The organism is bacterium, assembly GCA_024228115.1.
Classification (GTDB): domain Bacteria; phylum Myxococcota_A; class UBA9160; order UBA9160; family UBA6930.
Map to the genome: position 1 here is coordinate 1 of JAAETT010000574.1, position 26,125 is coordinate 26,125.

The window sequence follows — 26,125 nt, forward strand, 5'->3', positions numbered from 1 at the left end:
AGATGACAGCCTGTGCGGTAGAATCCGGCTTCATGAAGGGGCCCTTGTTGAGGGGAAACGCGTGTTGCAACTCGTTTCTACCGCAACTGGGGCCTTCTTCAATTCAAGACCACGACTTCTTCATGAATTATTCGCGTTAGGAACCCCGGCCGACCAGAAGCACTCTGCCATGAGCCATGCCGTCGCGACTGTCTCGGGCGCAGGTTTCAGGATCACGGTGTTGCCAGCGGCGAGCGCCGCCGCTACGCCACCGCAGGGGATGGCGATGGGGAAATTCCAAGGAGGAATCACTGCGACTACGCCTCGGCCGTGCGCCTCGAGGTCCTGCTGGCTCGAAACAGCCTCGGCGCTCTCTGCGTAGAACTCACAGAAATCGACCGCTTCGGAAAGCTCGGGGTCACTCTCTGTCAATGTCTTGCCCGCTTCTGCGAGCGCGATCCCCATCAACTCGGCGCGGCGTTCACGAAGCTGCTGCGCGACCGCTCTCAAGATGGAACCGCGGTCGCCTGCCGTCCTCTGGCGCCAGCCATCCGGGTCGGCAGCTGCGCACGCTACTGCCTCATTCACATCGTTGACAGTGCCGATCTCGAAACGCGCGACAACGACACCGGGGCGGGACGGGTCGAGAGATTCTCCGATCTCGCGATCTCCGTGCCGGACTCGGCCTGCGATGACGCGTGGCACGTGCATGGCACGGTTGTCGAAGCGGTCGTGCCAGGAATCGACGATGGAAGCCGCCCATTCGGAATGATGAGGTAGCGCGAAATCGGTGTCAGGCTCATTTCGAAACGTCGGCGATTCTTCGACCGTGCTCTTACCGGGAGACTGCCCTCGGGCGCGACGATCTTGACTTCTTCGCGGTGCATCGGGGAGAGAGGAATGTGCGCCGAGGGATGCAACGAAATCGCGCTCGAGGCTCTGCCATTCTCTCGAGTCGACTGAGAGTCGGAATGCGTGACGGAGGAAATTGTCGGGCCCGGTATTCTCGTCGAGCCTGCGGACGAGGTAGCCGATGGCATGAACGAAGGCGTCTCGGCGGCAGGCCGGTGCGTAGAGGAGAAGGTCCTGTACTTCTTCGAAGATCGCCCGACGTTGGTGATTTGCCATGCCTTCGAGCATCTCGAGATGGACCAGCTCTCGAACGCCGCGTGCGTCGGCGAGGACGAGGCCATAGGCGAGTTCGAAGAGGTTGTGGGACGCAATTCCGACCCGGACGGCCCGTGCATGATCCGGCAGAAGTGCGAAGCGAAGCATGCGCTTGTAGTTGGCGTCGGTGTCCTGCTTCGTCCGGAACGTGGCCTGGGGCCAATCGCGTATGGAGGCCTCGAGACGCTCCATTTCGAGGTTCGCTCCTTTGACGATCCGAAGCGTTACAGGGGCTCCTCCCGCGTCCATGCGGCGAGTCGCCCACTCCGTCAGTTGGCGCTGCCGACGAAAGGAATCGGGGATGTATGCCTGTAGCACGATGCCAGCCCCCAGATGTTCGAGGCCGGGCCGATCGAGGGTTCGCATGAAAGTGCCGACAGTGATCGAGAGATCTCGATACGCCTCCATATCGAGGTAGACGAGCTTGGGTGCGGCTGTGCCATCCTTTCGAATGAAGTCCTGTTTTGCAGCCGCACGGATGAGCAACTCGAACCGATCGCATAGGCGAGAGATGGTCGATTCACGCGCGATGGTCGAGATCTGCGAGAAGATCGTCGAGATCTTGACCGACACGACTTCGACGTCAGGACTTTGAAGTGCCGAGAGATAGGCTTGGAGCCGCCGCTCCGCTTCGCGTTCCCCCAGCATCGCCTCGCCGAGAAAATTGACGTTCATCCGAATGCCTTCTTCTCGTCGAGCGCGTAGATGGGCGGCGATCAGCTCCGGCTCGGCTGGCAAGACGACATTTGCTGTTTCTTCCTTTATCTTCTCCTTGACGAGAGGCATCGCTACACCGGGAAGATACGTGCCGAACGATTGGAACCCTCTGAGCAAGGTGCGATCGATGGGCGAGAAGAAACGCGGCACACCCTGGACATCGAGGATATGAGTCAGTTGGTCTGCCGAACGCCGCGCGGCTCGCGAGCGGAACGTCTGATCCGTCATCTGGACGAGGGTGGCTTTGTCCGCGGGATGCTGGAGCATCCGGTCGAATTCAGCCTGCTGCCGACGTTCTGCCGGCGTTTGAAGTAGGTTGGCTCGTTCTTGGATTCGACGAGCGAGGCGGATCGTGGCAGCGATCAGCTCCGGATCGTCGGCGTTCTCGTACGCCATGGTTTGACAATAACATGAGCAACTATCCCATTTGGATCGCGAGCAAGATTCGTCATCTGGCGAGCGGGTTCACGAGGTCTGCCAGAAGGCGCACTTCATGCATTCCCATACGAACACCATGCTTGCCGACTACTGCCCAGGCCAGTGCCGCATTCAGAACCGGATTCTCTGCATTGCCGTTTGGCTCCTGGGCGGCCGGATGGTGACGCCTGCCCTGCCATGTCCATGATCCAATCCGGGGATATCATGCCTTCTCTTGCGGAGCCTCGATCGAGAAGTCGAATCTCCGCCCGACCAGGGAGTCGAAATCATGAGTGAGCCCGTGGTTCTCTATGAAGAGCAGGGGAGCGTGGCCATCGTCACGCTCAACCGACCGGAGAAGATGAACACGTTGACGGAAGGCGTCGTCCAGGGTGTTGCGGATGCGATCGACCGCGCGACGGCCTCTCGACCCATCCGGTCGATCGTTCTTCGAGGCGCCGGTCGAACCCTCACAGGGGGTTACGATTTGAATCCGGGCCAAGGCGCCGAGATGGAGGCTGGATGGGGCAGTCCTTACGACGCCCCGGGGCCCAAGCCACGGGAAGGTGCGTGGGATCCCGTTCGCGATCTGCAATTCATGGGGAAGAACGTTCGGCGCTTCATGAAGATCTGGGAATGTCCGAAGCCCGTTCTCGGCCAGATTCATGGTTGGGCGATCGGTGGCGCCACGGATCTCATCCTATGCTGCGATCTGCTCTACATGGCTGACGACGCGTTCATCGGATACGCGCCGTCCCGAATCTTCGGGACCCCCACGACGATGATGTGGGTCTATCGGCTGGGGCTCGAACACGCCAAGCAGTTCCTGCTGAGCGGCGATGCGATCGACGCTGAAACAGCCCATCGCATCGGCCTGGTTGCGCATGTCTGCCCGGCTGCCGAGATCGAGGAACGCATCCTGGCCCATGCGAGGCGGCTCGAGAACATCCCTGCCAATCAGCTCGCGCTGAACAAGCTGCTCATCAACCAGACCTTCGAGAACATGGGGCTCCGCACGACGCAACTCCTCGGAACGCTCTTCGACGGGGTCACGCGTCATACCGAGGAAGCCTACCAATGGGTCGAGAGCTTCTCGCAAAAGGGATTTCGCGAGGTGATCTCCGAACGTGATGCGCCGTTCGGCGACTACGGAGAACGCAATCGGAAATAGCGAAGGGTCGTTGCTCGACGTCCCTACGCGTTGCGTCGTGCCTTCAGGAACGATCGGAGCGGTTTGTCACGCCAGCCTGCAGCGCTGAATGCTGCCTTGAAGGGCTCCCATCGCGGCGGAGTTGCTGCTTTGGGCACATCGCCCATGACGGTGACACGTTGAATGACGCGCTCGCCCTCGAAATCGTTCAGGACCTTGTGTTGCGTGCAGCGATTGTCCCACATCGCAACCGTCCCTTCCGCCCAGTGGTAACGAACGGTGAAGCGCGGACTCGATGCCCATTGGGTCAAGTAGCGGAGCAGCATTTCGCTTTCGTCGTGGCTGAGTTCGGTGATCCTGCGTGTGAAATGCTCGTTTACGAAGAGGGATTTTTGTCCCGTCACCGGATGCAATCGGACAACGGGGTGGATGGCGTTCCTTTCCGGATTGCCGTGGGGGCTGGCATCATGAAGTGCTGTCAGGCCGTCGCATAGCTCTTGCAGGGGCGTGGAGAGTTCTTCGTAGGTCTTGTACATGTTCGCCCAGAGCGTGTCGCCGCCAACCGCTGGGCACGTCTTGATCTGCAGGATGGCCAGGACGGAAGGATTCGGCTGACAGCTGAGGTCGCTATGCCACTCGTCGGCAATGGCGCCAGCGCCACCAGACGCGTGAAGTTCGAAGAACTCCGGTCGCTCGGCATCGAGCGCCAGGTTCGGATGGGCCTCGAGCTCGCCGAAGAGGCGGCCGAACGCGATGTGCTCCTCCGGAGTGAGGTGCTGCCCGGGGAAGAAGAGCACCAGATGCTCCGCCATCAGCGATTGAAGCAGCTCCGCATCTTCGGGGCCTGCCTTCGCCAGGGAGATGCTGCGGATCTCGGCTCCGAGAGAGCCGGAAAGGCGTGTGACATCCAGTTCATTGAGGTCACGGGCTGTCGCCATGCTTTCCGTCCTCCGCGTCGAGGGTGTCTCGGCTGTCCCGGATCGTAGCCCGAAGGAGCACGCCTTGTACCGGTTCGAGAATGGACGCTTTGGCGGGGTGGGTTCGCCCTGGCCGATACAAGCTACGTTCTGCTGCATGAGACATTGCCTACTCGTGGGTGCAATTTGTGCGGCCCTGGCGCTTCCTGCCATCGCGGAAGACAGCGGCGGCGCCTGGGAGACAACGCGAGAAGAGCAGGGCATCACGATCAGCCGGCTGGAGAACGTCGGGGGTGAGCCTGCGATTCGAGGCGTGGTCGTGATCGAGGCGGAACTCGTGGAACTGCTCGCCGTGCTCAGCGATGATGCCCGACGGGTCGAATGGATGTCGCGCTGTATCGAATCGCGACGCCTCGAAGAACGCCCGGATGGCAGCGTGGTCATCTACGCGCGCACGAAGGGGCAATGGCCCGTCTCCGATCGGGATTCCGTGTCCGAGTCGATCATCACCGTCTCGCCGGACGAGGGCCGCGCGTTGATCGAGCTTCGAGCTGCCGAGAGCCCGCTGATGCCCCCCATCTCAGACGCGGTGCGCATTCCCGCGATGGAGGGGCACTACCTGCTCGAGGCCGTTTCTCCGGGGCAAACGCGCGTCGAGTACCAGCTCTCGCTGAAGCTTGGCGGAAGCGTCCCCGGCTTTGTCTCGGCCTTCGTGGAGGAGGATCTGCCTTTCGACACCTTGGGCGCACTCCGCGAGCAGGTCAAGGCGACCCGTGGTGAATATGGCGCAGAGATCCTGACGATCCGCCAGCGGCTGCCCAATGTGGCATCCCCACCACCGGTGGGTGCTGGATCCTAGGCCGAAGCAGGAAACCCGACTCGTCTGCGATGGCATCGCCGGGCGATCAAGAAGTTGGGGTCGGAACCTGCTTCCACTCGACCACGATCCCCTCTCGGGCTGCGCGGTCTGCGTCAAAAGCCATGCGATGGCTCCACAGCGATTCCGCCGCCGTCGTGAGGGGTGCGGCCTCTCCGCGGATTGCCGCGAGGAAGCCGCGGAAGAGTCGGGGATCCCCGCCGCCGTGAATGCCGGTCTCAACGGGTACGTCCACGCTCCGCGTGCGTCCCGTCTTGTGGTCGGTGACCTCGACGAAATGCTCGAGGGTGTAGAAGCCTGCAACGAGGGAGCCTCGTGTCCCGTCGATGCGGGTTTCCCGGCCTTCACGATGGGAAGTGCTGTGCATCGTAAAGCTGGCAGTGACGCCATTGGTGAAGGAAACGCCCACATGCTGGCTGGCAGGCTGGTCCGCGTCGGGGATTCGGTCCACGCATCGCCCATAGTTGGTGGTGCGCAGTGCGTGCTCGATTCCGAGCTCGGAGGTGTCGTCGGTGATCGCTGATACGGGCCAGCTATTCCAGCCGGAAGCGCGAGGGAGCTCGGTCTCTTCCGGCTGAAGGGAGGCAGGCTCGCCAACGGCTCCTGGTGCCCGGGTCTTGAGGGCGAGGTCGAGCAGCAGCGGGCTCATTTGCTGGTAGGTCGCCACGGCGTCGTAGGCACAGCTGGTCGCGTGGGAGCAGCCCTCGATGCAGAACTCCGGTGCGTCCGTTGGTGCGTTGGCGGCCGTAAGCCGTGTGGGGCTCGCGATCGAGGTCAGCCGCGCGGGCGGCGCGTCGGCCAGCCAATACAGCAAGTCCATGTCGTGGCATGATTTGGCAAGGATCATCGGCGAAGAGGCATTGCTGTTTCGCCACGTCCCCCGGCAGTAGGAATGGGCGTAATGCCAATGGGAGACATTCTCCGAGTGCTGGATGGTGACCAGTTCCCCGAGTTCGCCGCCTTCGATGACGGCCTTCACGGCCTCATAGAGCGGTGCGTAGCGAAGCACGTGACAGATCTGGAGCAGGCGATCGGCTCGTTCAGCGGCAGCGACCAGTGCTTCGCATTCCTTCAGCGTCGTGGCCATGGGCTTTTCGAGCAGGACGTGAAGGCCGTGTTCCAGGGCAAGGTGGGCAGGGAGGGTGTGCTCTGAATCGGGCGTGGCAACGAGTGCGTAGTCGGCCTGGAGATCGGCTTCGAGCAGCGCGCGGTAGTGGTCGAAGCAAGCCTCGGCGGGGATTCCGTAGCGTTCCGCAAAGGCCTTGCGGCGCACCGGATTGGGTTCGGCGACACCCACGATCTTGCCATCCCCAGGTTCTGCAAGCAGATGCGGCGTGTAGGCATCCGCGCCGCGCATGCCAGCTCCGATCACGAGGCCGCGTAGGGCACGCGTCACGAAGCACGACCGATGGCGTGGGGTCCGCGTTCGACCGCCCGGGGGTCGAGCCCTTCTGGACGGGTGCTCGGCATTCGTTCGTTCCTTTCCCCACCCTGCCAACCTCTTGTCATGCTCTCCGGCAGGGCAACCGTTCGGGTCGCGAGCGCTGGCCTCTACAGCCCGAGCTCTCTCGCGATCATATCGCGTTGGAGCTCGCTCGAACCTTCGCCGAGTTCGAAGACCTTGCAGTCCCGGTAGAAGCGCTGGATCGGGGATTCGGACATGAATCCGGCGGCACCGTGAAAGTGGAGAGCTCGCTCCACGATCTTCGTGCAGGCCTCAGTGGCGAATAGCTTCGCCATGTTCGCCTCTCGGCCATGAGGAAGGCCTTGATCCGCCGCAATGGCCGCTCGGTGGCAGAGCAGGCGCGAAGCCTCGATTTGGACGGCCATGTCCGCGATGCCGAAGCGCACGGCCTGGAAGGAGCCAATCGGCTGGCCGAACTGCTTGCGACTGCCGGCATAGGCGAGGGTGGCTTCGAAGGCGGCCCGTGCGACGCCGGTGGCGAAGGCTGCGGAAGCGATCCGTCCGAGGGTGAGGGTGCGAAGCGAGTCGAGGAATCCGCGGTTCTCTCTTCCGATCAGGTTCTCACGTGGCACGCGGCAATCTTCGAAGACGAGCTCCGCCATTTCGGAGGCGCGTACGCCCAGCTTCGAAAGCGAGCCCGCAACCCGAAAACCCGGGCGATCGCGCTCTACGAGAAACAGCGAGAGCCCCTTGAGGCGCTGCTCCGGTTCGGTGGAAGCCACCACGATCAGGAAATCCGCGATGGGGCCGTTGGTAATGAAGAGCTTCGAGCCGTTCAGCACGAAATCGTCCCCGTCTGCCACGGCGCGGGTCGCGATCGATCCGGCATCGGAGCCGGCGCCCGCCTCAGCGAAGGCCCACGCTCCGATCTTCTCTCCGCGCAGGGCAGGGGGGAGCCAGGTCTCTTTCAGGGGCTCGCTTCCGAAGGCCTCGAGTGCCGCACAGGCAAGGGCCATGTGCACGTAGATTCCGAGAGCGATCCCGGCAGAGCCGAAGGCCAACTCCTCGCAGAGGATCGCGTAGTCGAGGCAGGTGCCCCCCGAGCCGCCTGCGGCCTCCGGGAAGCGAAGCCCCAGGTATCCGAGATCACCGAGCTTCGAGAAGATCTCCTGCGGAAACCGCTCCTCGTCGTCGCAAGAGGCGGCGATCGGAGCGATCTCCTTCTCCACGAATTCTCGCAGCGCGCGCTGCAGCTCTCGCTGTTCCTCCGACAGATAGAAATCCGGCTCGGCCATCTCAACGCCCCCTGAAGACCGGTGCCCGCTTCTCGTCGAAGAACGCCTTCACGCCTTCCTGGTGATCCTCGGTCTGGATGCAGTTCACCTGGGCGAAGACCTCGTAGTCGAACTCCGCATCGCGATCCAGATCCAGGGAACGGCGGATTGCGCGTTTCGTGAACGCCAATGCGACGGGCGGCCCGTTGCGGAGTTGCTCGGCGAGGGCTCCGACTTCAGCGTCGAGATCCTCCGCCGGTACCACCCGGTGCACGAGTCCGAGCGCGAGTGCCTCATCCGCGCGGACGAGCTTCCCTGTCATCATCATCTCCGTGGCGGCACCGAGCGGGATGAGCCGGGGCAAGTAATAACCGGCAGACATGTCGCAGCCGGCCAATCCGATGCGGACGAAGGGAGCGCCGAGGCGGATGCCCTCCTTGGCGACGCGGAAATCACAGGAAATGGCCAGGCCGAAGCCGCCGCCGACCGTATCCCCCTGGAGTTTTGCGATCACCGGGATGTCGAGATCCGCGATGCAGCGCACCGGATCCAGATAGCGGTCGACGATGGGTTCCCACTCCGCGGGTTTGCGCTGGATCATCTCGGCGCGATCCGCGCCGGCGCAGAATGCTCGGCCTTCTGCGGCAAGAACGAGGACGCGCGCGTCGCTGCGCCGGACGGTTCCGAGCGCCTCGATCAGCGCATCGAGCATCTCGAAGTTCAGCGCGTTCATCCGCTCGGGCTGGGCCAGGGTGATCGTCGTGACGTCGTCTTTGCTCTCGAGGCGGAGCGGTGCCGTCATGTCTTCTCCAGGGGGCGGAAGGCGTAGTCCACATTCACTTCGGCGACCGTCTGGCCGTCGTCTCCTGCAAGCTCGGCGCTCACTGTCAGTTCCGATCGGCCCTCGCGTGCAAGTTCGTCGAGGACGCGCCGGCTCTCGGTGGGCGAAACCCGAGCCGTGCCGTGCACAGGGCCCCGTGCGGGTCGGCGGTAGTGGATCTCGGCGCGGCGGGCGAAGGGGAACGTCCTGTCCAGTGTTTCGAAGCCGGCCGCCACGCCCGCCAGGGTTTCCCCGAACGTGAAGAGCAGCCCCGCGTGGACGGTGCCGGCCATGTTCTGGTTGAGGGGACCGTCCGGGAGCGTCATCTGCACTTCGCCATCGGCGACGTCATCCAGGGTCATGCCCAGCTCGTTCGTGTAGGGGATCTTGGTGAGTACGGCGCGCATCTCTTCCGGATCCACGCCTCAGGCCTCCAGACCAAAGGCACGCATCGTGTTCTCACGCACGATCTTCCGATAGGCGATGTCGGAGACGCCGAGTTCGCGGAGTTCCACGAGGGTGCGGTCGAAGGTGAGCAGCGGGTAGTCGGTGGCCCAGAGCACCTTGTCCTGGCCGTAGGTACTGGCGAATTTCACGAAGGATTCGGGCCAATGCTTGGGCGTGCGTGCGCTCGTCTCGACGTAGACGTTCGGATGCTTCCAGGCCAGGATCATCATCTCCTCGTGCCAGGGTTGGCCGATGTGGCAGCCGATGATCACGAGTTCGGGGAAGGCGAGGGCGACCTCGTCCAGGTAGATGGGGCGGCCCGCCTCCGAAGGAAGCAATGGCCCCGTGTGCCCGACCTGGATGGCGACGGGAAGGCCCAGTTCGACGCATTTCGCGTAGACGGGCCAATACATCTTCTCGTTCGGCGCAGCGCCTACCATGCCGTCACCGTAGGCATAGGGCTCGAGGCGCACCCCGCGTAGTCCCAACTCCTTCGAAAGGCGCTCGATCTCCCGGACGACATCCATCGGCTTGCCGCGGGGGTCGACCGTGCCGACGCCGGTGAAGCGGTCCGGATGCTTCGCGCAGATCTCCGCGACCTCTTCGTTGCGGATGATGTGGTAATCGCCGTAGCCGAAGGCGGAGAGCATCAAGCGGTCGACGCCGGCGGCGTCCATGTTGTCGATGATCTCTTCCGTCGTCATGCCGCGCTCGAAGAGCGGAAGCGAGCCATAGCGCTTGAAGATGCTGATGAATTCCGGCGGCCAGCGGTCGATGGTGCCGGGCTGCACGAGTGTGGCCCAGGCGTCGATGGCTCCTACTTGCTCTGACATCGCGTGCCTCCTGTGGATCGAGGCCTGTATGATAACAACTGGACAAAAAAGCACCAAATGTTAACTTGTCTACATGGCAAACCCGTCGGCACCTCGAGCAAGTGGCCAGCCGGGCGACACCCGGGGTTCGATCCTCGGGGCCGCGCGGCAGCGTTTCCTGCGGTTCGGTGCAAGGAAGACCACGATGGAGGAGGTGGCCCGGGAGGCCGGTTGTTCCAGGACGACCCTCTATGCGCACTTCCGAAACATGGAAGATCTCTACGGCAGTCTCCTGCAGCAGGATGCCGAGGATTTCATTCGCGAGGCCGAGGCCGTTCTCGAGGCACCGGGAACGGCGCGCCGGAAGATCCGCCGCATCGTCGAGGTGACCCGCGAAACGTATTCGCGCAATCCGGTTCTCCGGCTGGCTTCCTCCGGTGATTCGGAAATGTGCCTGCAGCCTGTGGCCCACGCCTTCACACGGGATCAGGAGAGCCGGATCATCGATCTGCTTCGGCGGGTTCTGGAAGGTGGGGTCGAGGAAGGGACGTTGCGGGCGATGGATCCGGAGCGGGTTGCCTATCTCATGTTCCACCTCGGGAATTTCCTGGTGGAACGCGAGACGGCTGGCCTCGGCGACTACGACTTCGATGAGATCATCGGACTGATGGACGACGTCTTTGCGCGCGGAATCGCGAACGCAAAGGCTGGCACCGAATAGCCGGGCGCTGCTCGCGGCGCCCAGGAGAAAGCGATGGCATTTCCGAACTGGACCGCGGAGCACGAAGCCTTTCGCGAGAGCGTGCGCCGCTTTGCAGCCGAAGAGATCCGGCCCTTCGCAGAGAAGTGGCAGGCAGAGGGGTTCTTCCCCGACGACCTCTTTCGCAAGGCGGGAGAGTTGGGCCTTCTGGGTGTCCGCTTCGATTCGACCTGGGGGGGGAGCGGGCTCGACTACTGGTACACGGTAATCCTCGTTGAGGAGTTGGTGCGCGGCCGCGACATCGGCTGCGTGGTCGGGCTCCTCGTGCAATGCGAAATGGCGACCGCCGTGATTCACGATCACGGCAGTGACGAACTCCGCAAAGAATGGCTCGTGCCGGCCATCCGAGGCGAGCGGATCGCTGCACTCGGTGTGTCCGAGCCGGGTGGCGGATCCGATGTCGCCTCCCTTCAGACGACCGCGATCATCGACGGTGACGACTACGTGATCAACGGCTCGAAGATCTTCATCTCGAACGGAGCGCGCGCCGATTTCGTGACCCTCGCAGTGCGAACCGGTGGGGAGGGCCCCGATGGTGTGAGCCTCGTCGTTTGCCCCACGGATGCGAAGGGCTTCCAGGTCAGCCGGCGCCTCGAGAAGGTCGATCTCCATTCGAGCGATACGGCCGAGCTCTTCTTCGATGATGTCCGCATTCCGCGTCGCAACCTGATCGGCGAAGAAGGCCGGGGCTTCCGCTATGTGATGGGAGCCTTTCAAGGGGAGCGCCTCGTGCTCTCCGTGATGATGAATGCGCTCTGTGACGACGTCCTGGGCGAGACGCTCGACTACCTCGCTGAGCGCAAAGCCTTCGGGCGTCCGATTGCTTCGATGCAGGTCTGGCGCCACCGCATGGCGGATTGGATGGCCAAGCTCGAAGCCTCGCGTGCGCTCACCTATCGCGCAGCGGAGCAACTGGCTTCTGGCGATCGCGAAGGCGATCTGACCGTCAGCATGTCGAAGCTCATCGGCGCGGATCTCGTCCGAGGGCTGATTCTCGATTGTGCTCATGCCTTCGGGGGCTACGGGTTCATGCAGGAGAACTACGTGGCACGTTGCTCCAGGGGCGTGCAGAATTGGGGCATCGGGGCGGGCACCAGCGAGATCATGCGGGAGATCATTGCCAAACATCGTATGCGGACGGGCCCCGCGTGAGCCGGCATGCCGTCATTGCGGGCGTTGGCCACACGGAATTTGGCAAGCTTGCGGGGCGCACGGCATGGCATCTCGAAGCGGAGGCCGCAGCGGCCGCCGTTTCCGATGCTGGCCTCCAGCCGGCGGATGTGGATGGTCTGCTGACCGATCCCGGGCCGAGCCAGGGGATTCTCCAGGGCATCACTCCACACTTCCTGCGACTCGGCGCGCAACTGGGCCTCGATCCCGACTACACCGGATCCGAGATCCTCGGAGGCGCAGGAAGCGTGGCGATCGTAGCACGCGCTGCGCTCGCCGTAGAAGCCGGGCTGTGTGACGTGTGCCTTTGCGTCTACGGGGACAGCCCGCTTTCGAATGCGGGCTCCTTCGAATACGGCCGCGGGGACGAGGCGGCCTTTGGCTTCTTTGGTGCCGTCGGCCTGCACGCCCTGGCAGCTCAACGCCACATGCATCGCCATGGAACCCGTGCCGAGCAGCTGGGTGAGGTGGCGATCGCAGCCCGTGCCCACGGGGCCCGCACGCCTCATGCCCAGAAGCGGCAGCCGATTTCGATGCAGGACTACCTGGCCTCGGATTCGTTGGTCGAGCCGCTTCGCAAGCTCGATTGCTGTCTCGTTTCCGATGGCGCCGCCGCGGTGCTCGTGACCACCCGAGAACGCGCTGCGGATCTGCGAGCCCCCGCCATTCCCATTCTCGGCCACGCCCAGGCCCACAGCCTTTCGACCTACACCTCGCCGAACCACTTCGACACGCTTCCGGCGGCGCGCTGCGGCCCCAAGGCTCTCGGGCATGCGGGTTTGAGCGCTTCGGACATCGATGTCGCCTTGCTCTACGACTGCTTCACGATCGTCGTCCTGCTTCAGCTCGAAGACTACGGTTTCTGCAAGAAGGGCGAGTCGGGGCCTTTCGTCGAGGGCGGCCGGATCGGGCCGGGTGGAAGTCTGCCCGTGAATCCGAGCGGCGGGCTGCTTGCGGAGGGGTACGGGGGCGGAATGCTCCACGTCATCGAAGCCGTGCGTCAGCTGCGCCATGAGGCCGGCGAGCGCCAGGTGAAGGGCGCTCAATCGGCCCTCGTTTCGGGCCATGGACTCGGCATGAATACCCACGCGACCCTCGTCCTCGGGAGCCATGCCCATGTCTGAGGTTCAACCGCCGGTGCCGGAACCGGATGCGCTGAGCGCTCCGTTCTGGGAGGCCTGTCGAAACGGAGCCCTCGAGTTCTCCGCTTGTGACGATTGCGGGCACTACTTCCTGCCGGCCGGGCCGTGCTGTCCCGACTGCTGGTCTCCGTGCATGTCGTCTCGAGCGGCCTCGGGGCGCGGGCACGTCTTCAGTTTCGCGGTCTATCGGCGGACCTATCATCCGGGAATGCCGGCACCCTACGTCGTTGCGCTCATCGAACTCGAGGAGGGCCCCCGGTTGATCTCCAACGTCGTGGGCTGTGCGCCGGAGGAGGTGGCGATCGACATGCCGGTGCAGCTTCGCTTCGAACCCGCCGGGGATTTCATGTTGCCACGCTTCGCACCGGTCGGTGATGAGAAGGAGACCTCGTGACGCTTCGCTTCGACCGGGAGGGGCCGGTGGCGATCCTGACGATCGATCGCCCGAAGGTGCACAACGCCCTCGATTTCGAGACGAGCGATGCACTCACCGAAGCTTGGATCCAGTTTCGCGACGACGATGGGTTGCGCGTCGCGATATTGACGGGTGCAGGCGAGCGGGCTTTCTGTGCGGGCGCCGACCTCCGCGGGGTCGGCGATTTCTACAAGATGCTGAGTCCGTCGGAGCGCCTACGTCGTTCGGAACAGGTGCCGGGCCTGGGAGGTATCACGAAGAATCTGACGATCGACAAGCCAACGATTGCCGCCGTGAATGGGTTCTGCCTGGCGGGCGGATTGGAAATCGCGTTGGCCTGCGATCTACGCATCGCCTCCGAGAACGCGAGCTTCGGCCTTCCAGAGGTCACGCGCGGCATCATCCCGGGAGCAGGGGGAACCCAGCGCCTTCCCCGGCTGGTCGGACCCGAGCGCGCCCTGGATCTGATCCTCTCCGGTCGGCGCATCGATGCGACGGAAGCGGAACGCATCGGGCTCGTCAGCCGGGTGGTCCCGCAGGCTGAGCTACTCGGCGAGGCACTGGCCATCGCGAGAACGATCGCGGAGAACGGCCCGTTGGCGGTGCGAGCTGCGAAGGCCGCCGTCTGGCGAGGGCTCGAGGGGCCGCTCGAAGAGGGCTTGCGGCTCGAGCAACTGCTGGCGGAACCGGTGCGCCAAAGCGAAGACGCACAAGAGGGCCCGCGGGCCTTCCTCGAGAAACGCAAACCCGCGTTCAAAGGGAGATAGACGATGGCCAAGCCTCCGCGTCGCCACGTGGGTCAGTACGTCTCGTCTGGCGATTGGAGTGACTACTGGACGACGGGGATCAGTCGGGCGGAAAGCGGAAAGATCCGCGTGCGCGGCTACCCGATCGAAGAGCTGATCGAACACCTGGGCTACAGCGAGGCTGCTTTCTTGTTGTTGCGCGGAGAGCTCCCGGACGATCGGGAGACTGCGCTCTTCGACCTGGCGCTGCGCAGCGGGATGGATCAGCAGTTCATCAGCTCCGCGGCTTGTGCCGCGCGTTTCACCGCTTCGGCGTTCCCGGATTCACCGGTGCCCGCGCTTGCGAGTGGCATCTTGGCGAGTGGCTCCGTCACGGGCTCGCCGCAGGAGCCGGCCGAGATGCTGGTCGAGGGCGTCGCGTGGGAGCTACCGGAGGAGGAAGCGGCTTCCCGTGCCATCGACACATGGCTGGAACGCCGTGGCGCGGTGCCGGGGTTCGGCCACCCGATGCACAAGCAGGCGGAGCCACGGGCTGTGACCGTTCGACGGCTCGCGATCGAGAAGGAGGGTTGGGGTGCGCACGGCAAGCTCCTCGATGCGATCGAAGCCGAGCTGGCCCGTCGCAAAGGCAGGCCGATTCCCATCAACCTGGCGGGTGCGCTTGGCGCCTTGCTTGCGGATCTCGGCTTCGAGCCGCTGGTGATCGGAGGGCTCGGGGCGCTCAGCTACGGCATGGCGCTGCTGGCCCATATCGCGGAGGAGGTTCGCGAGGGCGTGCCGCTGCGGATCATTCCCGATGCGCTGGGCGCGCACTACGACGGCCCCGAAGATCGTCCGCTGCCGGACGAGCGGAAGCGGCGACGCCCGTGATTCATCCCTATTCACACTACCCCGCGCGTGCCGCACGACGTTGGCCGGATCAGGTGGCGCTGGTCGATGGAGAGCGTCGTCGCACCTATGGCGAACTCGACGAGCGAGCGACGAAGCTCGCGCAAGCGCTCGTCGGGTCGGGTCTCGAGCCTGGTGAGCGTGTGGCCGTCGTCCAGGAGAATCGGATCGAGTACGTCGAGACGGTGATTGCGGTGGCCCGGGCAGGTGGCGTATTGGTGCCGCTGCTGGGCGCGCTGACGGCAACCGAGCATGCCTTCATGGTTCGTGACGCGGAAGCGTGTTTCGTCATCGCGCTCGGGGCGGATGCCCTCCCCAGAGCGGTCGAAGCGGCCGACGGGCGAGCCACAGTCCTCGGCCTTGGGTGCGGCGATGCTGCGAAGGATCTCGAGCAGCTCGCTGCCACCACTCCTACGGGATCTCTTTTCGTCGATCGCGCTCCCGATTCCCTGGCCCAGATTCTCTACACCTCTGGTACGACCGGCCATCCGAAAGGCGTCACCCATAGCTACGCCAGCGTGGCGGCGGCGATGGGCTCGTGGGCGACATCCTTTGCGGTGGGCCCTGAGGATCGCTTGCTAGGTCAGCTTGCCCTGAGTCACTTCGGGGGACGAGCGATGGATACCTGCTGGGTGGCAGGAGCGACCCTCGTGATTCTTCCGGCGGCGGATCCGAAGGCGATGCTGGGTGCGATCGCTGAGCATCGGGTCACGATGATCCTGGTGATCCCGACGCTTCTCCGCATGCTCCTGGATCATCCGGACGCCGCGGACGCAGACCTCTCGTGCCTCCGGGCTGTCGTCTATGCGGCGGCGCCGACGGCTCCTGTTCTGGTACGCCGCTCGCTCGAACGCCTGGGGCCCGTCCTCTATACAGGCTTCGGCCAGACGGAGGCCTACGCCCTCAACACCTGGATGGACCCCGAGGAGCACGTTGCTGCTCTCGATAGCGGTAGCGAGCGGTTGACCTCCGTTGGCCGCGAGCGCCCAGCATTTGCCCAGGTACGAATCCTTGCTGAGGACGGATCCGAAGCGGGAGAGGGAGAAATCGGTGAGATCTGCTTGTGTGCGCCATGGACGACACCCGGCTTCTGGAAGCGGCCCGATCTCGACCGGGAGAGGCTGCACCACGGCTGGCTGCGCACCGGTGATCTGGGTCGGATGGATGCAGAAGGCTACGTCTTCCTCGCAGATCGCAAAGAGGACAAGATCATCACGGGTGGCTTCAACGTCTATCCGGCAGAGATCGAAGGGAAGCTCTCCGAGCATCCCGCGGTGGCAGAATGCGCCGTGTTCCCGGTTCCCGATGCGAAATGGGGCGAAGCCGTTCGCGCGGCAGTGACGTTGCGGCCCGGCCAGGCTGCGGATTCGGAAGAGCTGATCGCTTTCTGCAAGCAGCATCTCGCGCGCTTCAAGGTGCCCAAGGCGGTCGATGTCCTCGAGGAGCTCCCCAAGAGCGGTGTCGGAAAGATCTTGCGCCGCGCGCTACGCGAGCCGTGGTGGAAGGATCAGGAGCGCGGCGTTCACGGCGCCGAATAGCGGAGAGGAAGATCGATGAAGGCAGTACGTCTCCATGAAGGGGCGAAGCTCCGGGTCGAAGAGGTGCCGGAACCGCCGGTTGGACCGGGCCAGGTGCGTGTGGCCGTGCGGGCTGCGGGAGTGTGCGGAACCGATCTGCACGCGGCTCACGGGCGTCTCCCGGTTCCCAAGCTGCCCGTGATCATGGGCCATGAGGGCGCGGGCGTCATCGATACGTTGGGGGAGGGCGTTGCGACCTGCGGTGTCGGAGACCGGGTGTTGCTGCTCCCGAGCGAGACCTGTGGCACCTGTCCCGCATGCGAAGCGGGACACCTCGGGCTCTGTCCGGGTGCGCAGATCTTTGGCATGGCGCGGGACGGCACCTTTGCAGAAAAGATCACGGTTCCGGCTTCCTGTGCGCTTCCGCTCCCCGAAGGTGTTCCGTTCGAGCACGGTGCGATCCTCGCGGATGCGGTCGCGACGGCCTTCCACGCCGTCGCGACCCGCGCGGGGATCACGGGAGGGGAGAGGATTGCCGTGATCGGCTGTGGCGGTGTGGGGTACCACGCGATCCTGCTCGCCCGGTTGCTCGGAGCGAAGACCATCGTCGCATGCGATGCCAGTCCGGGTGCGTTGCGCCGGGCGCAGGAAGCGGGCGCGGATGCCACGGTCGATGTGACGGCGGCGAACGCTCGCAAGGCCATCCGCCAGGCCGCCGGTGGCGGCGGGCCCGAGCTGGTGATCGAGTACGCCGGAAGAAAGGATTCGGTCGAGCTCGCGATGGCCTCGGTAGCTCGAGGCGGACGTGTCATCGTCGGCGGCGTAGGGATGGAATCACCGGAACTGGGGCCACTCGTCGCGTTCGTCGGCAAGGAGATCGGGGTGCTCGGTTCGATGGGCTACACACGCGCGGAACTCGAACGGGTCGTAGAACTCGCGGCTTCGGGAAGGCTCGACCTCTCGGGCTCGATTACGGCCCGCTACCCGCTCGAACGGGCCGCGGAGGCCCTCGATGATCTAGCAAACCACCGGAACGATCCGGTGCGCCTGGCGTTGCTGCCGGGAGAGGCCTCGTGAGCGGCTGCGTGATGGCGCGAGCCGCCGTTGCGCACGCGCCGGGTGAGCCTCTGCGCATCGAAGAGGTTGCCGTGCGCGAACCCGGCCCGGGCGAGGTCCGCGTTCGGATCGCTGCATGTGGGATCTGTGCGAGCGATCTGCATGTATGGCGGAGCGGAGAGGGCATCGGTTTCCCGGCCGTGCTGGGCCACGAAGCCGCAGGCCGCATCGAATCCGTCGGGCCGGGGGTCGGCGAGCCGGCCGTCGTGGGTCAGGGAGTGGTGATTGCCTGGACGCCGCGCTGCGGCCGCTGTCGCGCCTGTCGGGCAGGACGCGCGCACGTGTGCGCCGGCATCACCACGAACGCCCAGGACGGCTCGCTTGCCCTGAACGGCGTACAACTCGGCCGCTACATGAACGTGTCAGGCCTCGCGGAGCTCGTCGTCGTACCGGCGGGTTCGGTCGTGCCGGTTCCCGAGCAGGTTCCGTTCGGTTCTGCCTGCCTCGTGGGTTGCGGTGTCTCGACGGGCTTCGGGGCGGCGGCCAACACGGGCGATGTGGGATGGGGCGAAGCCGTGGCGGTCTTTGGTTGTGGCGGCGTCGGACTCTCCGCGGTGCAAGCCGCCCGGGTGGCGGGCGCGTCGCGGATCATTGCCATCGAGCCGAATGCTTCCCGCCTGGAGCTGGCGGGGCGCCTGGGTGCCACGGATCTCGTCTCCCCGAATGATGGGGATCCGGTTGCTGCGATCCATGCCTTGATCGAAGGTGGGGTCGATGTCGCGGTGGAGGCCGTAGGGAGTGGCGCTGTAGCGCGGCAGGCCTTCGACGCCCTTGCGTCCGGTGGCCGCGCCATCGTGGCAGGGCTGACGGGTTTTGCAGAAGAGATCCGCGTTCCCATCATCTCGCTCCTGCTCGACAAGACGCTCCGTGGCTCGATCTACGGCTCCATGGACCCACAGCGAGACTTCCCGCATCTCTTCGCGCTTGTTGCCCAGGGCCGGCTTCACATCGAGCCCATGACCGGCCCCGACTATCCGCTCGACAAAGTGAACGAAGCCTTCGACGCCCTGGCCAGCGGACGGGCGATCCGTCCACGCGTCCTCCTGGGGGATGCCTGATGAGACTCGGAGACCGTGCGCGATACTGCAGGTTGGATGCTGGGTGGAGTCGAGTCGGAGTTCTGCCAGGTCTCGTAGTGAGGAGATGGATATGACGGATGCATTGACGATGCTGGAAGAGGCGGAAGGCGTGGCGCTGTTGACGCTGAATCGGCCCGCCAAGAGAAACGCTCTTTCCCGTGCAATGCGTGGGGAACTTGTGGCGCGCTTCGACGCCCTCGAGAAGAGCGATGCTGTGCGCGCGGTCGTTCTCATCGGTGCGCCGCCGTCATTCTGTGCGGGCTTCGATCGCTCTGAGCTTTCGGGCGGGGAGATGGCCGAGGTCTTTGCGGATGCGGCCGCCTATCACCATCGGGTCTACACCTTCTCGAAACCCCTGATTGCCGCGGTCAATGGCCCAGCGCTTGGCGGCGGTTGCGATCTGGCGGCCATGTGCGATTTCCGTCTCGCATCGACGACGGCGATCTTCGGACAGCCCCAGGTGCGCTTCGGTGCGGCTGCGGTCTATGAATTGATGAGAGACGTCATGTCAGCGGGAGCCGCCCGCGAGATGTGTCTGACAGGGCGGATCTACGACGCAGAGGAGGCCCTGCGGATCGGGCTCGTGAACCGCGTCGTCGAGCCGGCCGATCTGTTGGACACAGCGCGCGCATTGGCGGGCGAGATCGCATCACTCCCCGAAGCGATGGCCACGAACACCAAGCGAGGCTTCGTAGCGCTCCAACCGCCGCTCTTCGATTCCTGATCGAATAGATCTCGCCTCAGAGCTCGCCGGCGTCCCATCAGGCCCTTCGTGGACCGCAGCGGGGCCGATCTCCCCAACGTAGATGGCTATTGCGGCATGAGAGGGCGCAGAGGGGCGGCACGGGACTTGCTCCTCTACGAACTGCGGTTTCGGATCGAGTAGGCCGGTTGGCGGACGCTCCATTCGCGGTCGCCGCGCCCTCATCCCATCGATTCGTCCAGCGGAGTTCAGCCGAACGTGCGGCTGGGTCGGTCCCGTGACATCCCTGGACCAGTTCTCTTCGGAGCCGTTCATGGAATTCGACAGTCTTCAGAGCATCGAGAATGCCACACGCTTCGGGCGCAGGGAGATGTTCCGGTTCGGATCGGTGCTGCTGTTCATCGTCGGCGTCATGCTCTTCGTGTCGGGCATCCATTCCCCGGTCAGCATCGAGTTGGTCATTGCGGCGATGATCGGCGGGTACATGGCCATGAACATCGGTGCGAACGATGTGGCCAACAACGTTGGCCCGGCCGTAGGCTCCAAGGCACTCACGCTGACCGGTGCAATCGTCATCGCAGCGATCTTCGAGGCCATGGGCGCCATGGTGGCCGGCGGTGATGTCGTCAGCACCATCAAGAAAGGGATCATCGACCCCTCCCTGATCCCGAATGGCGATGTCTTCATCTGGCTCATGATGGCGGCGCTGCTGGCAGCCGCCATCTGGCTGAACCTCGCGACGGCGATTGGTGCGCCCGTATCGACGACACACTCCATCGTGGGTGGGGTCCTGGGGGCCGGGATCGCCGCAGGTGGCATGGAGATCGCCAACTGGGGGCGTTTCGGGGCGATCGCTGCGAGCTGGGTCATCTCGCCGGTGATCGGAGGCGTCATTGCTGCCGGCTTCCTGTATTGGATGAAGCACACCATCACGTACAAGAAGAACATGATCGAATCGGCGCGGCGCATGGTTCCCATCATGATCTCGCTGATGGTGTTGGCGTTCAGCACCTATCTGATCCTGAAAGGCCTGAAGAAGGTCATCAAGGTGGATTTCGCCGAGGCCGGAGGCCTCGGACTCGTGGCTGCAGGCGTCGCGTATCTGGCCGTCAAGCCGCTCATTGCCAGGTACGCGCGACCGTTGCCCAACGAGAAAGGCAGCATCAATTCCCTGTTCACGGTCCCCCTGATCTTTGCGGCGGCACTGCTGAGCTTCGCCCACGGAGCCAATGACGTGGCCAATGCGGTCGGTCCCCTGGCTGCGATCGCTGATTCCGTCGCAAATCACGGGGTCGCCGTGAAAGCCTCGATTCCCGTCTGGGTGATGGCCGTCGGCGCACTCGGCATCGTGCTCGGGCTGGCGCTGTTCGGCCCGAAACTCATCAGGACCGTCGGCTCGGAGATCACCGAGCTGGATCAAATGCGCGCCTTCTGCATCGCCATGGCGGCGGCAATCACCGTCATCATCGCGTCACAGCTGGGCCTGCCGGTCAGCTCCACCCATATCGCTGTGGGTGGTGTGTTCGGCGTCGGCTTCCTCCGCGAGTACCTGAAGACGAACTATGCGAATACGATTCAAGAGATCGAGCACCACCATGCGGGCAAGGATCAATCAGAGGTCGAGGCTTTCATGGCGGAGTTCGAGGCAGCCTCGATCGAGGAAAAACGCGTGATGCTCACGCAGCTGAAACAGCATACGGCGACGGCCGAGCTGACGAAGCGGGAGAGAAGGGACCTGCGAAAGGTCTATCGCAAGGAACTCGTGAAGCGCTCTGCATTGCTGAAGATCGCGGCGGCATGGGTCATCACGGTGCCGGCCGCGGGACTCCTGTCGGCTCTGCTGTTCTTCACGATTCGGGGCATGATGATTCCGCGCAACATCGTTCCGTAGGCGACGCATTGCGAGCATTTTCGTTAGCCTGCCAGGCAGGGAGCCGATCGTCGTGAAGCGGGAACGACGGGCGGGCCGAGCTGGATTCGATGATACGTAGAATTCTACTACCGACGATCTTGCTGGTTCTGGCCTATGGCTTCTGGGTCAGCCCGGACTTCAAGGAGATTGCGTCGGGTGTGGCGATCTTCCTGTTCGGGATGATCGCCATGGAGCAGGGCTTCCAGGCCTTCACGGGCGGAGCCCTGGAGCGGGTGCTCCAGCGCACCACGAATCGTCTCTGGAAGAGCCTGGCGTTCGGAACGGTCACCACGACGCTCATGCAGTCGAGCTCGTTGGTGTCGGTGATCACCATCTCTTTCCTGAGTGCCGAGCTGCTCAGCCTCGCGGCGGGAATCGGGATCGTGTTCGGAGCCAATCTCGGGACGACCACGGGAGCCTGGCTCGTGGCGGGGTTTGGCCTCAAGGTGAAGCTCTCCGCCTACGCCATGCCGATCCTCGTCTTCGGCGTCATTCTGATCTTCCAGAAATCGAAATCGCTGCACGGGTTCGGCTACGTGCTCGCGGGAATCGGATTCCTCTTCCTTGGGATTCATCACATGAAGGAGGGCTTCGAGGCGTTCAAGCAAGGCATCGACCTGGCCAGCTATGCCGTGGAGGGGTACCTCGGTGTCTTCCTGTTCGTGGCGATCGGAATCGCGGCGACGGTGGTGATGCAATCGAGTCATGCGACGCTCGTGTTGATCATCACGGCGTTGGCCGCGAATCAGGTGACGTATGAGAACGCCCTGGCGGTTGCGATCGGTTCCAACGTGGGTACGACGATCACGGCCATCCTGGGATCCATGAGCGCGAACGTCCAGGGAAAGCGGCTTGCCGGTGCTCATCTGATCTTCAATCTGGTGACCGGGCTCATTGCCATTGCAGGGATCACCCAGCTCATGGTGCTGGTCGATTGGTTGAGCAACCTGCTGGGGATTGCGCCAACGGACTACACCCTGAAGCTGGCGACGTTCCACAGTGTCTTCAATTCGATGGGCATCCTGATCATGGTGCCGTTCATCGGACCTCTGGTGCCAGCGCTCGAGCGTTGGATGCCGACTCCGACTCCGGTGTTCGAGCGGCCGAAGTACCTGAATGAAGCGGCCATCGGTTTCCCTGATGCTGCGATCGAAGCCGCACGCAAGGAGACTGTCCGGCTCTACGACAAGGCGCTGGAACTGATCGTTCATGGTGTGGGATTGCGGCGGCGGGACGTCTTGGCCGATGAACCGCTCGAGGGTATTGAAGGGGCTCATTTCGATGAGCGGATCCAGGAACAATACGAGCAGAGCATCAAATCCATCTACGCTTCGATCCTGGAGTTCATCAGCCGGGCCCAGGTGGGCGCCCAGCCGGAAAATGCCGAGGATCTGCTCGCGATTCGAGTGGCAGGGCGCGGACTCGTCGAAGCCATCAAGGGCGTTGCGCATCTCCAGAAGAACCTGAAGGTCGAGATCGTCTCGGAGAATCCCGACATTCGCGCTGCCTATGAGGAGATTCAGCGAAGAATCGGCTACGTCGTGCGGGAGATCGAAACCATTCGCCGGTCTGGTGATGACCGACTGGCTATTCTCTCCCTGAACGATACGAAGGTGGCCAACAAGCAGGAAGACCTCCGGGCCAACGAAACGTTGGGCGACCTGGTGGGCACGGATCGGATTTCAGCCCTGGCCGCGACTTCCCTCATCAAGGACTACCGGTATGCCTACCGGATCTGCAAGCGGTTGATCGAGCTCGGGCAGACCCTGTTCGCCGTGCACGACGGCGGATTGCGAGACGCCCAGCGAAGCCTCGTTCTCGACGAGGATGAGATTGGCGCCATGGCCGATCAGGGAGCGACCCGATGAAGACGAAGAAACTGCTTCGAAAGATCCGGGCGCTGTTGAGCGCGGATCAACGCGCCCAGGTCGCCAAATACAAATCCCTCGAGAAGATCCTGAAGAAGCTCGAACTGAAAGAGTCTGCGTTGCGCGAAAAGCTGGATGGGGAGACGGACGAGGAAAAGCGCGGAGAGATTCTTCGGAAGCTGGAGGTGATCGCAGCCCAGGCCCAGAAAGGTGGAAAGCTGAGGCAGGAGCTCGGAGCCCTGCGCGACGCCGAGTAGGCCGCGCGCCAGTGTCGCCTGGTGCGGCACTCGCGCATGGGGCCGGCAAGCGCGATGATATTGGACGGGAGATGGGGATGGATCGGTTGTCGGAGAAGGCCCGAGTACTCGGAGCCATCGATGTGGGCACCAACGCGGTGCGGCTGGAAGTCGTTCGAGCTCATCCCGACGGCGTTCTCGAGCCCATTCACTTCGAGCGAGCGCCGGTTCGGCCGGGCGCCGGGGTCTTCGAGTCAGGGATCATGAGCGACGTCGTGGCGGATCGCCTCGTCGGAACGCTCCAGCGTTTCGCGTCGCGTTGCGAGCGCCATGACGCGGAGGTGCGAGCCGTTGCCACCAGCGCGCTTCGAAACGCCCGGAATGCGGATGCCGTGTTGCAGCGGATTCGGGCGCAGGCCGGCATTCGACTCGAGGTGATCTCGGGACGAGAAGAGGCGCGCCTGATCTGCCTGGGTGTTTGCCAGGGTCGCCCGGCCAATGAACAGGCACTGGTCCTCGATATCGGTGGCGGATCCACGGAAGTCGCTTTGGCCAGCGGTGGCCAGCCCACCCGGCTTTGGAGTGTGGCACTCGGAAGCGTGCAGCTGACCGAGAGATTCGGAGCCGCGGAGGGAGTTGGCAAGAAGAAGGTCGCCTTGATGCGAGCCTACGCGAAGCAGGCGTTCAGCGAGGGCATCGGAGACGCGATCCAAGAGGCTCCCGACGTGGTCTTCGGCTCCTCAGGAACGATTCGAGCGGTGACTGAATTCGCATGCGAGGGCGAGTCGACCCAAGCCGATACGAAGGATCTCGCCGTGGCCTTGCGGAAACTCATCGCCATGAAATCTGCCGAGCGTCTGGAGCGCTTCACCGAGCGCAGGGCGGACATCATCGTGGCCGGGGCAGTGATATTGGAATCGCTGCTGGTCACACTGGGTCTCTCCTCGGTCGTTGCGGTCAACCGGGGTCTGCGAAACGGAATCCTGGTCGATCTCCAGGACCGAGAGCGAATCCAACCCAGGGAGCGTCTTCTCGCGGACGAGGCGATTCGCGTCGGGCGAAGATTCGATTTCGAAGAGGCGCACGGCCGAGAGGTTGCGCGGTTGGCGCTCCAGCTCTTCGACGAACTCGGGCCTGTCCATGGGCTGCCCATGGAATCGCGATCACTTCTCGAGGTTGCGGCGTGGCTGCATGACGTGGGCAAGGCCGTCGGCTTCCAGCGGCATCACCGACATGGGCAGTACCTGATCCAGAACACGGAAATCCTGGGATTGGTCGACCGGGAACGGAAGCTGGCCGCCTGTGTGGCACGCTTTCACCGCCGTAGTCCACCGGATCCGAGTCATCCGGCCATGAGCGAGCTTTCGCGGTCCGAGGTCCGTCTCGTTCGTCGGCTCGCGACCATCCTTCGCCTGGCCGACGCTCTCGACCGGAGCCACCAGCAACGCGTGGAAGAGATCCGGACGACCTCGACCGCTGAAAGGGTGGAGATCGAACTCTGCTCCTCGCAGGACCTCGATCTCGAGCTATGGGATGGCATGCATGAAGCGCAGCTCTTCGAGACGGTCTTCGACCGTGTTCTGGTCCTGAGAGCCTCAGCTACGGCATGATGTCCGGGATGATGTTCTGGTCGGTGAGCGGTGGCCGGACGTAGCCGCCCGCGTCGACGTGCGGCGGCAAGTCGATCGGGCCGGGGCTGAGGTCTTCGTAGTCGATGAGGCTGAGCAGATGGCTGATGCAGTTCAGTCGCGCCCGCTTCTTGTCATCGGCTTCCACCACGTACCAGGGCGCCTGCTTGATGTCCGTGTGGGCGAACATGATGTCCTTCGCGACGGAGTACTCGACCCATTTGGCCCGTGATTCGAGATCCATCGGGCTCAGCTTCCAGCGGCGGACGGGATCCGTATTCCTCTTCTGGAAGCGCCGTTCCTGCTCGTCCCCGCTGACCGAGAACCAGTACTTGATGACCTGGGTTCCGCCGCGGACCAGCATGCGCTCGAACTCGGGGCATGAGCGCAGGAATTCCTCGTACTCAGGCTCGGTACAAAAGCCCATCACCCGCTCCACACCGGCCCGGTTGTACCAGCTGCGGTCGAAGAGCACGATCTCGCCTGCGCAGGGGAGATGCGCTGTATAGCGCTGGAAGTACCATTGCGTCTTTTCGCGTTCGGTCGGTGTCGCGAGTGCAACGACGCGGCAAACGCGTGGGTTGAGCCGCTGCATGATCCGCTTGATCGTTCCACCTTTTCCCGCTGCGTCCCTTCCTTCGAAGATGACGACGACCCTGAGGCCCTTTTCCTTGACCCATTCCTGCAATTTGACGAGCTCCAGCTGAAGCTCGTCAAGCTTGTCTTCGTAGGCACCCCGCGACAGCTTTTCCTTTCCCGGCGTTTCGGTCTTCTTCTTGGATCCCATTTCTGACTGGCCCGTCCTGCTGAGTGAGATGGCTTTTCTAGTGATGTGATTCACGCTGTTGGGGCATTATCCAGCGCGCGCCTGGCTCTGCCAACCTTTTCGATGATCTCTTCTGCTGTCTTGGACCAGACGAAGGGAGTGGGATCATCGTTGTGTCCGTCCACGTAACTCATCAC

General features: G+C 63.7%; 24 protein-coding genes. 16 read left to right on the forward strand and 8 right to left on the reverse strand.

Going from position 1 to position 26,125, the window contains the following annotated elements:
• Positions 1-120: 120 nt before the first annotated feature.
• Positions 121-2,259 (reverse strand): bifunctional proline dehydrogenase/L-glutamate gamma-semialdehyde dehydrogenase, encoded by a 2,139-nt coding sequence (locus GY937_23740; protein ID MCP5059727.1) that lies wholly within the window; start codon positions 2,257-2,259, stop codon positions 121-123.
• A gap of 310 nt (positions 2,260-2,569) precedes the next feature.
• On the opposite strand from GY937_23740, the gene GY937_23745 reads away from it, so the two are divergent.
• The gene (locus tag GY937_23745) at positions 2,570-3,451 is read left to right on the forward strand and encodes a crotonase/enoyl-CoA hydratase family protein (GenBank protein MCP5059728.1); all 882 of its coding nucleotides are present in this window, start codon (positions 2,570-2,572) and stop codon (positions 3,449-3,451) included.
• Between the two features lie 23 nt (positions 3,452-3,474).
• Here the strand turns inward: GY937_23745 and GY937_23750 are convergent, their stop codons facing one another.
• On the reverse strand, positions 3,475-4,368 hold the full coding sequence (locus GY937_23750; protein MCP5059729.1) for a taurine dioxygenase: 894 nt from the start codon (positions 4,366-4,368) through the stop codon (positions 3,475-3,477).
• Positions 4,369-4,504: 136 nt separating this feature from the next.
• Between GY937_23750 and GY937_23755 the strand changes: the two genes are divergently transcribed.
• The gene (locus GY937_23755) at positions 4,505-5,206 is read left to right on the forward strand and encodes a hypothetical protein (GenBank protein ID MCP5059730.1); all 702 of its coding nucleotides are present in this window, start codon (positions 4,505-4,507) and stop codon (positions 5,204-5,206) included.
• Between the two features lie 46 nt (positions 5,207-5,252).
• Here the strand turns inward: GY937_23755 and GY937_23760 are convergent, their stop codons facing one another.
• The 5 genes from GY937_23760 to GY937_23780 all read right to left on the reverse strand — a co-directional run bounded on the left by GY937_23760 (position 5,253) and on the right by GY937_23780 (position 10,003).
• Complete coding sequence (locus GY937_23760; GenBank protein ID MCP5059731.1) at positions 5,253-6,620, reverse strand: Gfo/Idh/MocA family oxidoreductase; 1,368 nt, start codon at positions 6,618-6,620, stop codon at positions 5,253-5,255.
• Between the two features lie 155 nt (positions 6,621-6,775).
• Positions 6,776-7,924 carry an acyl-CoA dehydrogenase gene (locus GY937_23765; protein MCP5059732.1) on the reverse strand — a complete coding sequence of 383 codons (1,149 nt, stop codon included), beginning with the start codon at positions 7,922-7,924 and terminating at the stop codon, positions 6,776-6,778.
• 1 nt (position 7,925) lies between these two features.
• Positions 7,926-8,705 (reverse strand): hypothetical protein, encoded by a 780-nt coding sequence (locus tag GY937_23770; GenBank protein ID MCP5059733.1) that lies wholly within the window; start codon positions 8,703-8,705, stop codon positions 7,926-7,928.
• The gene (locus GY937_23775) at positions 8,702-9,145 is read right to left on the reverse strand and encodes a DUF4442 domain-containing protein (protein MCP5059734.1); all 444 of its coding nucleotides are present in this window, start codon (positions 9,143-9,145) and stop codon (positions 8,702-8,704) included. The genes GY937_23770 and GY937_23775 overlap by 4 nt, the downstream gene beginning before the upstream one ends.
• 3 nt (positions 9,146-9,148) lie before the next feature.
• Entirely contained in the window at positions 9,149-10,003 is an 855-nt protein-coding gene (locus GY937_23780; protein MCP5059735.1) for an amidohydrolase, read from the reverse strand.
• A gap of 73 nt (positions 10,004-10,076) precedes the next feature.
• Here GY937_23780 and GY937_23785 point away from each other — a divergent pair, with 73 nt between their 5' ends.
• The 14 genes from GY937_23785 (at position 10,077) to GY937_23850 (ending at position 25,144) form a co-directional block, all read left to right on the forward strand.
• A complete protein-coding gene (locus GY937_23785) occupies positions 10,077-10,703 on the forward strand; it encodes a TetR/AcrR family transcriptional regulator (GenBank protein MCP5059736.1) in 627 nt (208 codons plus the stop codon).
• A 33-nt stretch (positions 10,704-10,736) separates the two neighbouring features.
• The gene (locus GY937_23790; protein ID MCP5059737.1) at positions 10,737-11,894 is read left to right on the forward strand and encodes an acyl-CoA dehydrogenase; all 1,158 of its coding nucleotides are present in this window, start codon (positions 10,737-10,739) and stop codon (positions 11,892-11,894) included.
• Complete coding sequence (locus GY937_23795) at positions 11,891-13,036, forward strand: thiolase family protein (GenBank protein MCP5059738.1); 1,146 nt, start codon at positions 11,891-11,893, stop codon at positions 13,034-13,036. The genes GY937_23790 and GY937_23795 overlap by 4 nt, the downstream gene beginning before the upstream one ends.
• Positions 13,029-13,448, forward strand: coding sequence for a hypothetical protein (locus GY937_23800; protein ID MCP5059739.1), 420 nt, complete (start codon positions 13,029-13,031; stop codon positions 13,446-13,448). The genes GY937_23795 and GY937_23800 overlap by 8 nt, the downstream gene beginning before the upstream one ends.
• A complete protein-coding gene (locus tag GY937_23805; protein ID MCP5059740.1) occupies positions 13,445-14,236 on the forward strand; it encodes a hypothetical protein in 792 nt (263 codons plus the stop codon). The genes GY937_23800 and GY937_23805 overlap by 4 nt, the downstream gene beginning before the upstream one ends.
• A 3-nt stretch (positions 14,237-14,239) precedes the next feature.
• On the forward strand, positions 14,240-15,085 hold the full coding sequence (locus tag GY937_23810) for a hypothetical protein (GenBank protein ID MCP5059741.1): 846 nt from the start codon (positions 14,240-14,242) through the stop codon (positions 15,083-15,085).
• A complete protein-coding gene (locus GY937_23815) occupies positions 15,082-16,641 on the forward strand; it encodes a long-chain fatty acid--CoA ligase (GenBank protein MCP5059742.1) in 1,560 nt (519 codons plus the stop codon). Before GY937_23810 ends, GY937_23815 begins: the two co-directional genes overlap by 4 nt.
• Positions 16,642-16,656: 15 nt before the next feature.
• On the forward strand, positions 16,657-17,697 hold the full coding sequence (locus tag GY937_23820; GenBank protein ID MCP5059743.1) for an alcohol dehydrogenase catalytic domain-containing protein: 1,041 nt from the start codon (positions 16,657-16,659) through the stop codon (positions 17,695-17,697).
• Positions 17,694-18,794 (forward strand): zinc-binding dehydrogenase, encoded by a 1,101-nt coding sequence (locus tag GY937_23825; protein ID MCP5059744.1) that lies wholly within the window; start codon positions 17,694-17,696, stop codon positions 18,792-18,794. Before GY937_23820 ends, GY937_23825 begins: the two co-directional genes overlap by 4 nt.
• Before the next feature lie 91 nt (positions 18,795-18,885).
• Positions 18,886-19,539, forward strand: a complete 654-nt coding sequence (locus GY937_23830; protein ID MCP5059745.1) for an enoyl-CoA hydratase/isomerase family protein — start codon at positions 18,886-18,888, stop codon at positions 19,537-19,539.
• 292 nt (positions 19,540-19,831) lie between these two features.
• The gene (locus GY937_23835) at positions 19,832-21,409 is read left to right on the forward strand and encodes an inorganic phosphate transporter (protein ID MCP5059746.1); all 1,578 of its coding nucleotides are present in this window, start codon (positions 19,832-19,834) and stop codon (positions 21,407-21,409) included.
• Positions 21,410-21,498: 89 nt separating this feature from the next.
• Complete coding sequence (locus GY937_23840; protein MCP5059747.1) at positions 21,499-23,298, forward strand: Na/Pi cotransporter family protein; 1,800 nt, start codon at positions 21,499-21,501, stop codon at positions 23,296-23,298.
• Complete coding sequence (locus tag GY937_23845) at positions 23,295-23,555, forward strand: hypothetical protein (protein ID MCP5059748.1); 261 nt, start codon at positions 23,295-23,297, stop codon at positions 23,553-23,555. Before GY937_23840 ends, GY937_23845 begins: the two co-directional genes overlap by 4 nt.
• 77 nt (positions 23,556-23,632) lie before the next feature.
• Positions 23,633-25,144, forward strand: coding sequence for a Ppx/GppA family phosphatase (locus GY937_23850; GenBank protein ID MCP5059749.1), 1,512 nt, complete (start codon positions 23,633-23,635; stop codon positions 25,142-25,144).
• Here GY937_23850 and ppk2 read toward each other — a convergent pair.
• Entirely contained in the window at positions 25,134-25,949 is an 816-nt protein-coding gene (gene ppk2, locus GY937_23855) for a polyphosphate kinase 2 (protein MCP5059750.1), read from the reverse strand. The genes GY937_23850 and ppk2 overlap by 11 nt on opposite strands.
• Positions 25,950-26,125: the final 176 nt, after the last annotated feature.

Bases quoted from the DNA above. Each gene is read 5' to 3' on its own strand.
- GY937_23740 (MCP5059727.1), bottom strand. From the start codon at position 2,259: ATGGCGTACGAGAACGCCGACGATCCGGAGCTGATCGCTGCCACGATC.
- GY937_23745 (MCP5059728.1), top strand. From the start codon at position 2,570: ATGAGTGAGCCCGTGGTTCTCTATGAAGAGCAGGGGAGCGTGGCCATC.
- GY937_23750 (MCP5059729.1), bottom strand. From the start codon at position 4,368: ATGGCGACAGCCCGTGACCTCAATGAACTGGATGTCACACGCCTTTCC.
- GY937_23755 (MCP5059730.1), top strand. From the start codon at position 4,505: ATGAGACATTGCCTACTCGTGGGTGCAATTTGTGCGGCCCTGGCGCTT.
- GY937_23765 (MCP5059732.1), bottom strand. From the start codon at position 7,924: ATGGCCGAGCCGGATTTCTATCTGTCGGAGGAACAGCGAGAGCTGCAG.
- GY937_23770 (MCP5059733.1), bottom strand. From the start codon at position 8,705: ATGACGGCACCGCTCCGCCTCGAGAGCAAAGACGACGTCACGACGATC.
- GY937_23780 (MCP5059735.1), bottom strand. From the start codon at position 10,003: ATGTCAGAGCAAGTAGGAGCCATCGACGCCTGGGCCACACTCGTGCAG.
- GY937_23785 (MCP5059736.1), top strand. From the start codon at position 10,077: ATGGCAAACCCGTCGGCACCTCGAGCAAGTGGCCAGCCGGGCGACACC.
- GY937_23790 (MCP5059737.1), top strand. From the start codon at position 10,737: ATGGCATTTCCGAACTGGACCGCGGAGCACGAAGCCTTTCGCGAGAGC.
- GY937_23800 (MCP5059739.1), top strand. From the start codon at position 13,029: ATGTCTGAGGTTCAACCGCCGGTGCCGGAACCGGATGCGCTGAGCGCT.
- GY937_23810 (MCP5059741.1), top strand. From the start codon at position 14,240: ATGGCCAAGCCTCCGCGTCGCCACGTGGGTCAGTACGTCTCGTCTGGC.
- GY937_23820 (MCP5059743.1), top strand. From the start codon at position 16,657: ATGAAGGCAGTACGTCTCCATGAAGGGGCGAAGCTCCGGGTCGAAGAG.
- GY937_23830 (MCP5059745.1), top strand. From the start codon at position 18,886: ATGACGGATGCATTGACGATGCTGGAAGAGGCGGAAGGCGTGGCGCTG.
- GY937_23835 (MCP5059746.1), top strand. From the start codon at position 19,832: ATGGAATTCGACAGTCTTCAGAGCATCGAGAATGCCACACGCTTCGGG.
- GY937_23840 (MCP5059747.1), top strand. From the start codon at position 21,499: ATGATACGTAGAATTCTACTACCGACGATCTTGCTGGTTCTGGCCTAT.
- GY937_23845 (MCP5059748.1), top strand. From the start codon at position 23,295: ATGAAGACGAAGAAACTGCTTCGAAAGATCCGGGCGCTGTTGAGCGCG.
- GY937_23850 (MCP5059749.1), top strand. From the start codon at position 23,633: ATGGATCGGTTGTCGGAGAAGGCCCGAGTACTCGGAGCCATCGATGTG.
- ppk2 (MCP5059750.1), bottom strand. From the start codon at position 25,949: ATGGGATCCAAGAAGAAGACCGAAACGCCGGGAAAGGAAAAGCTGTCG.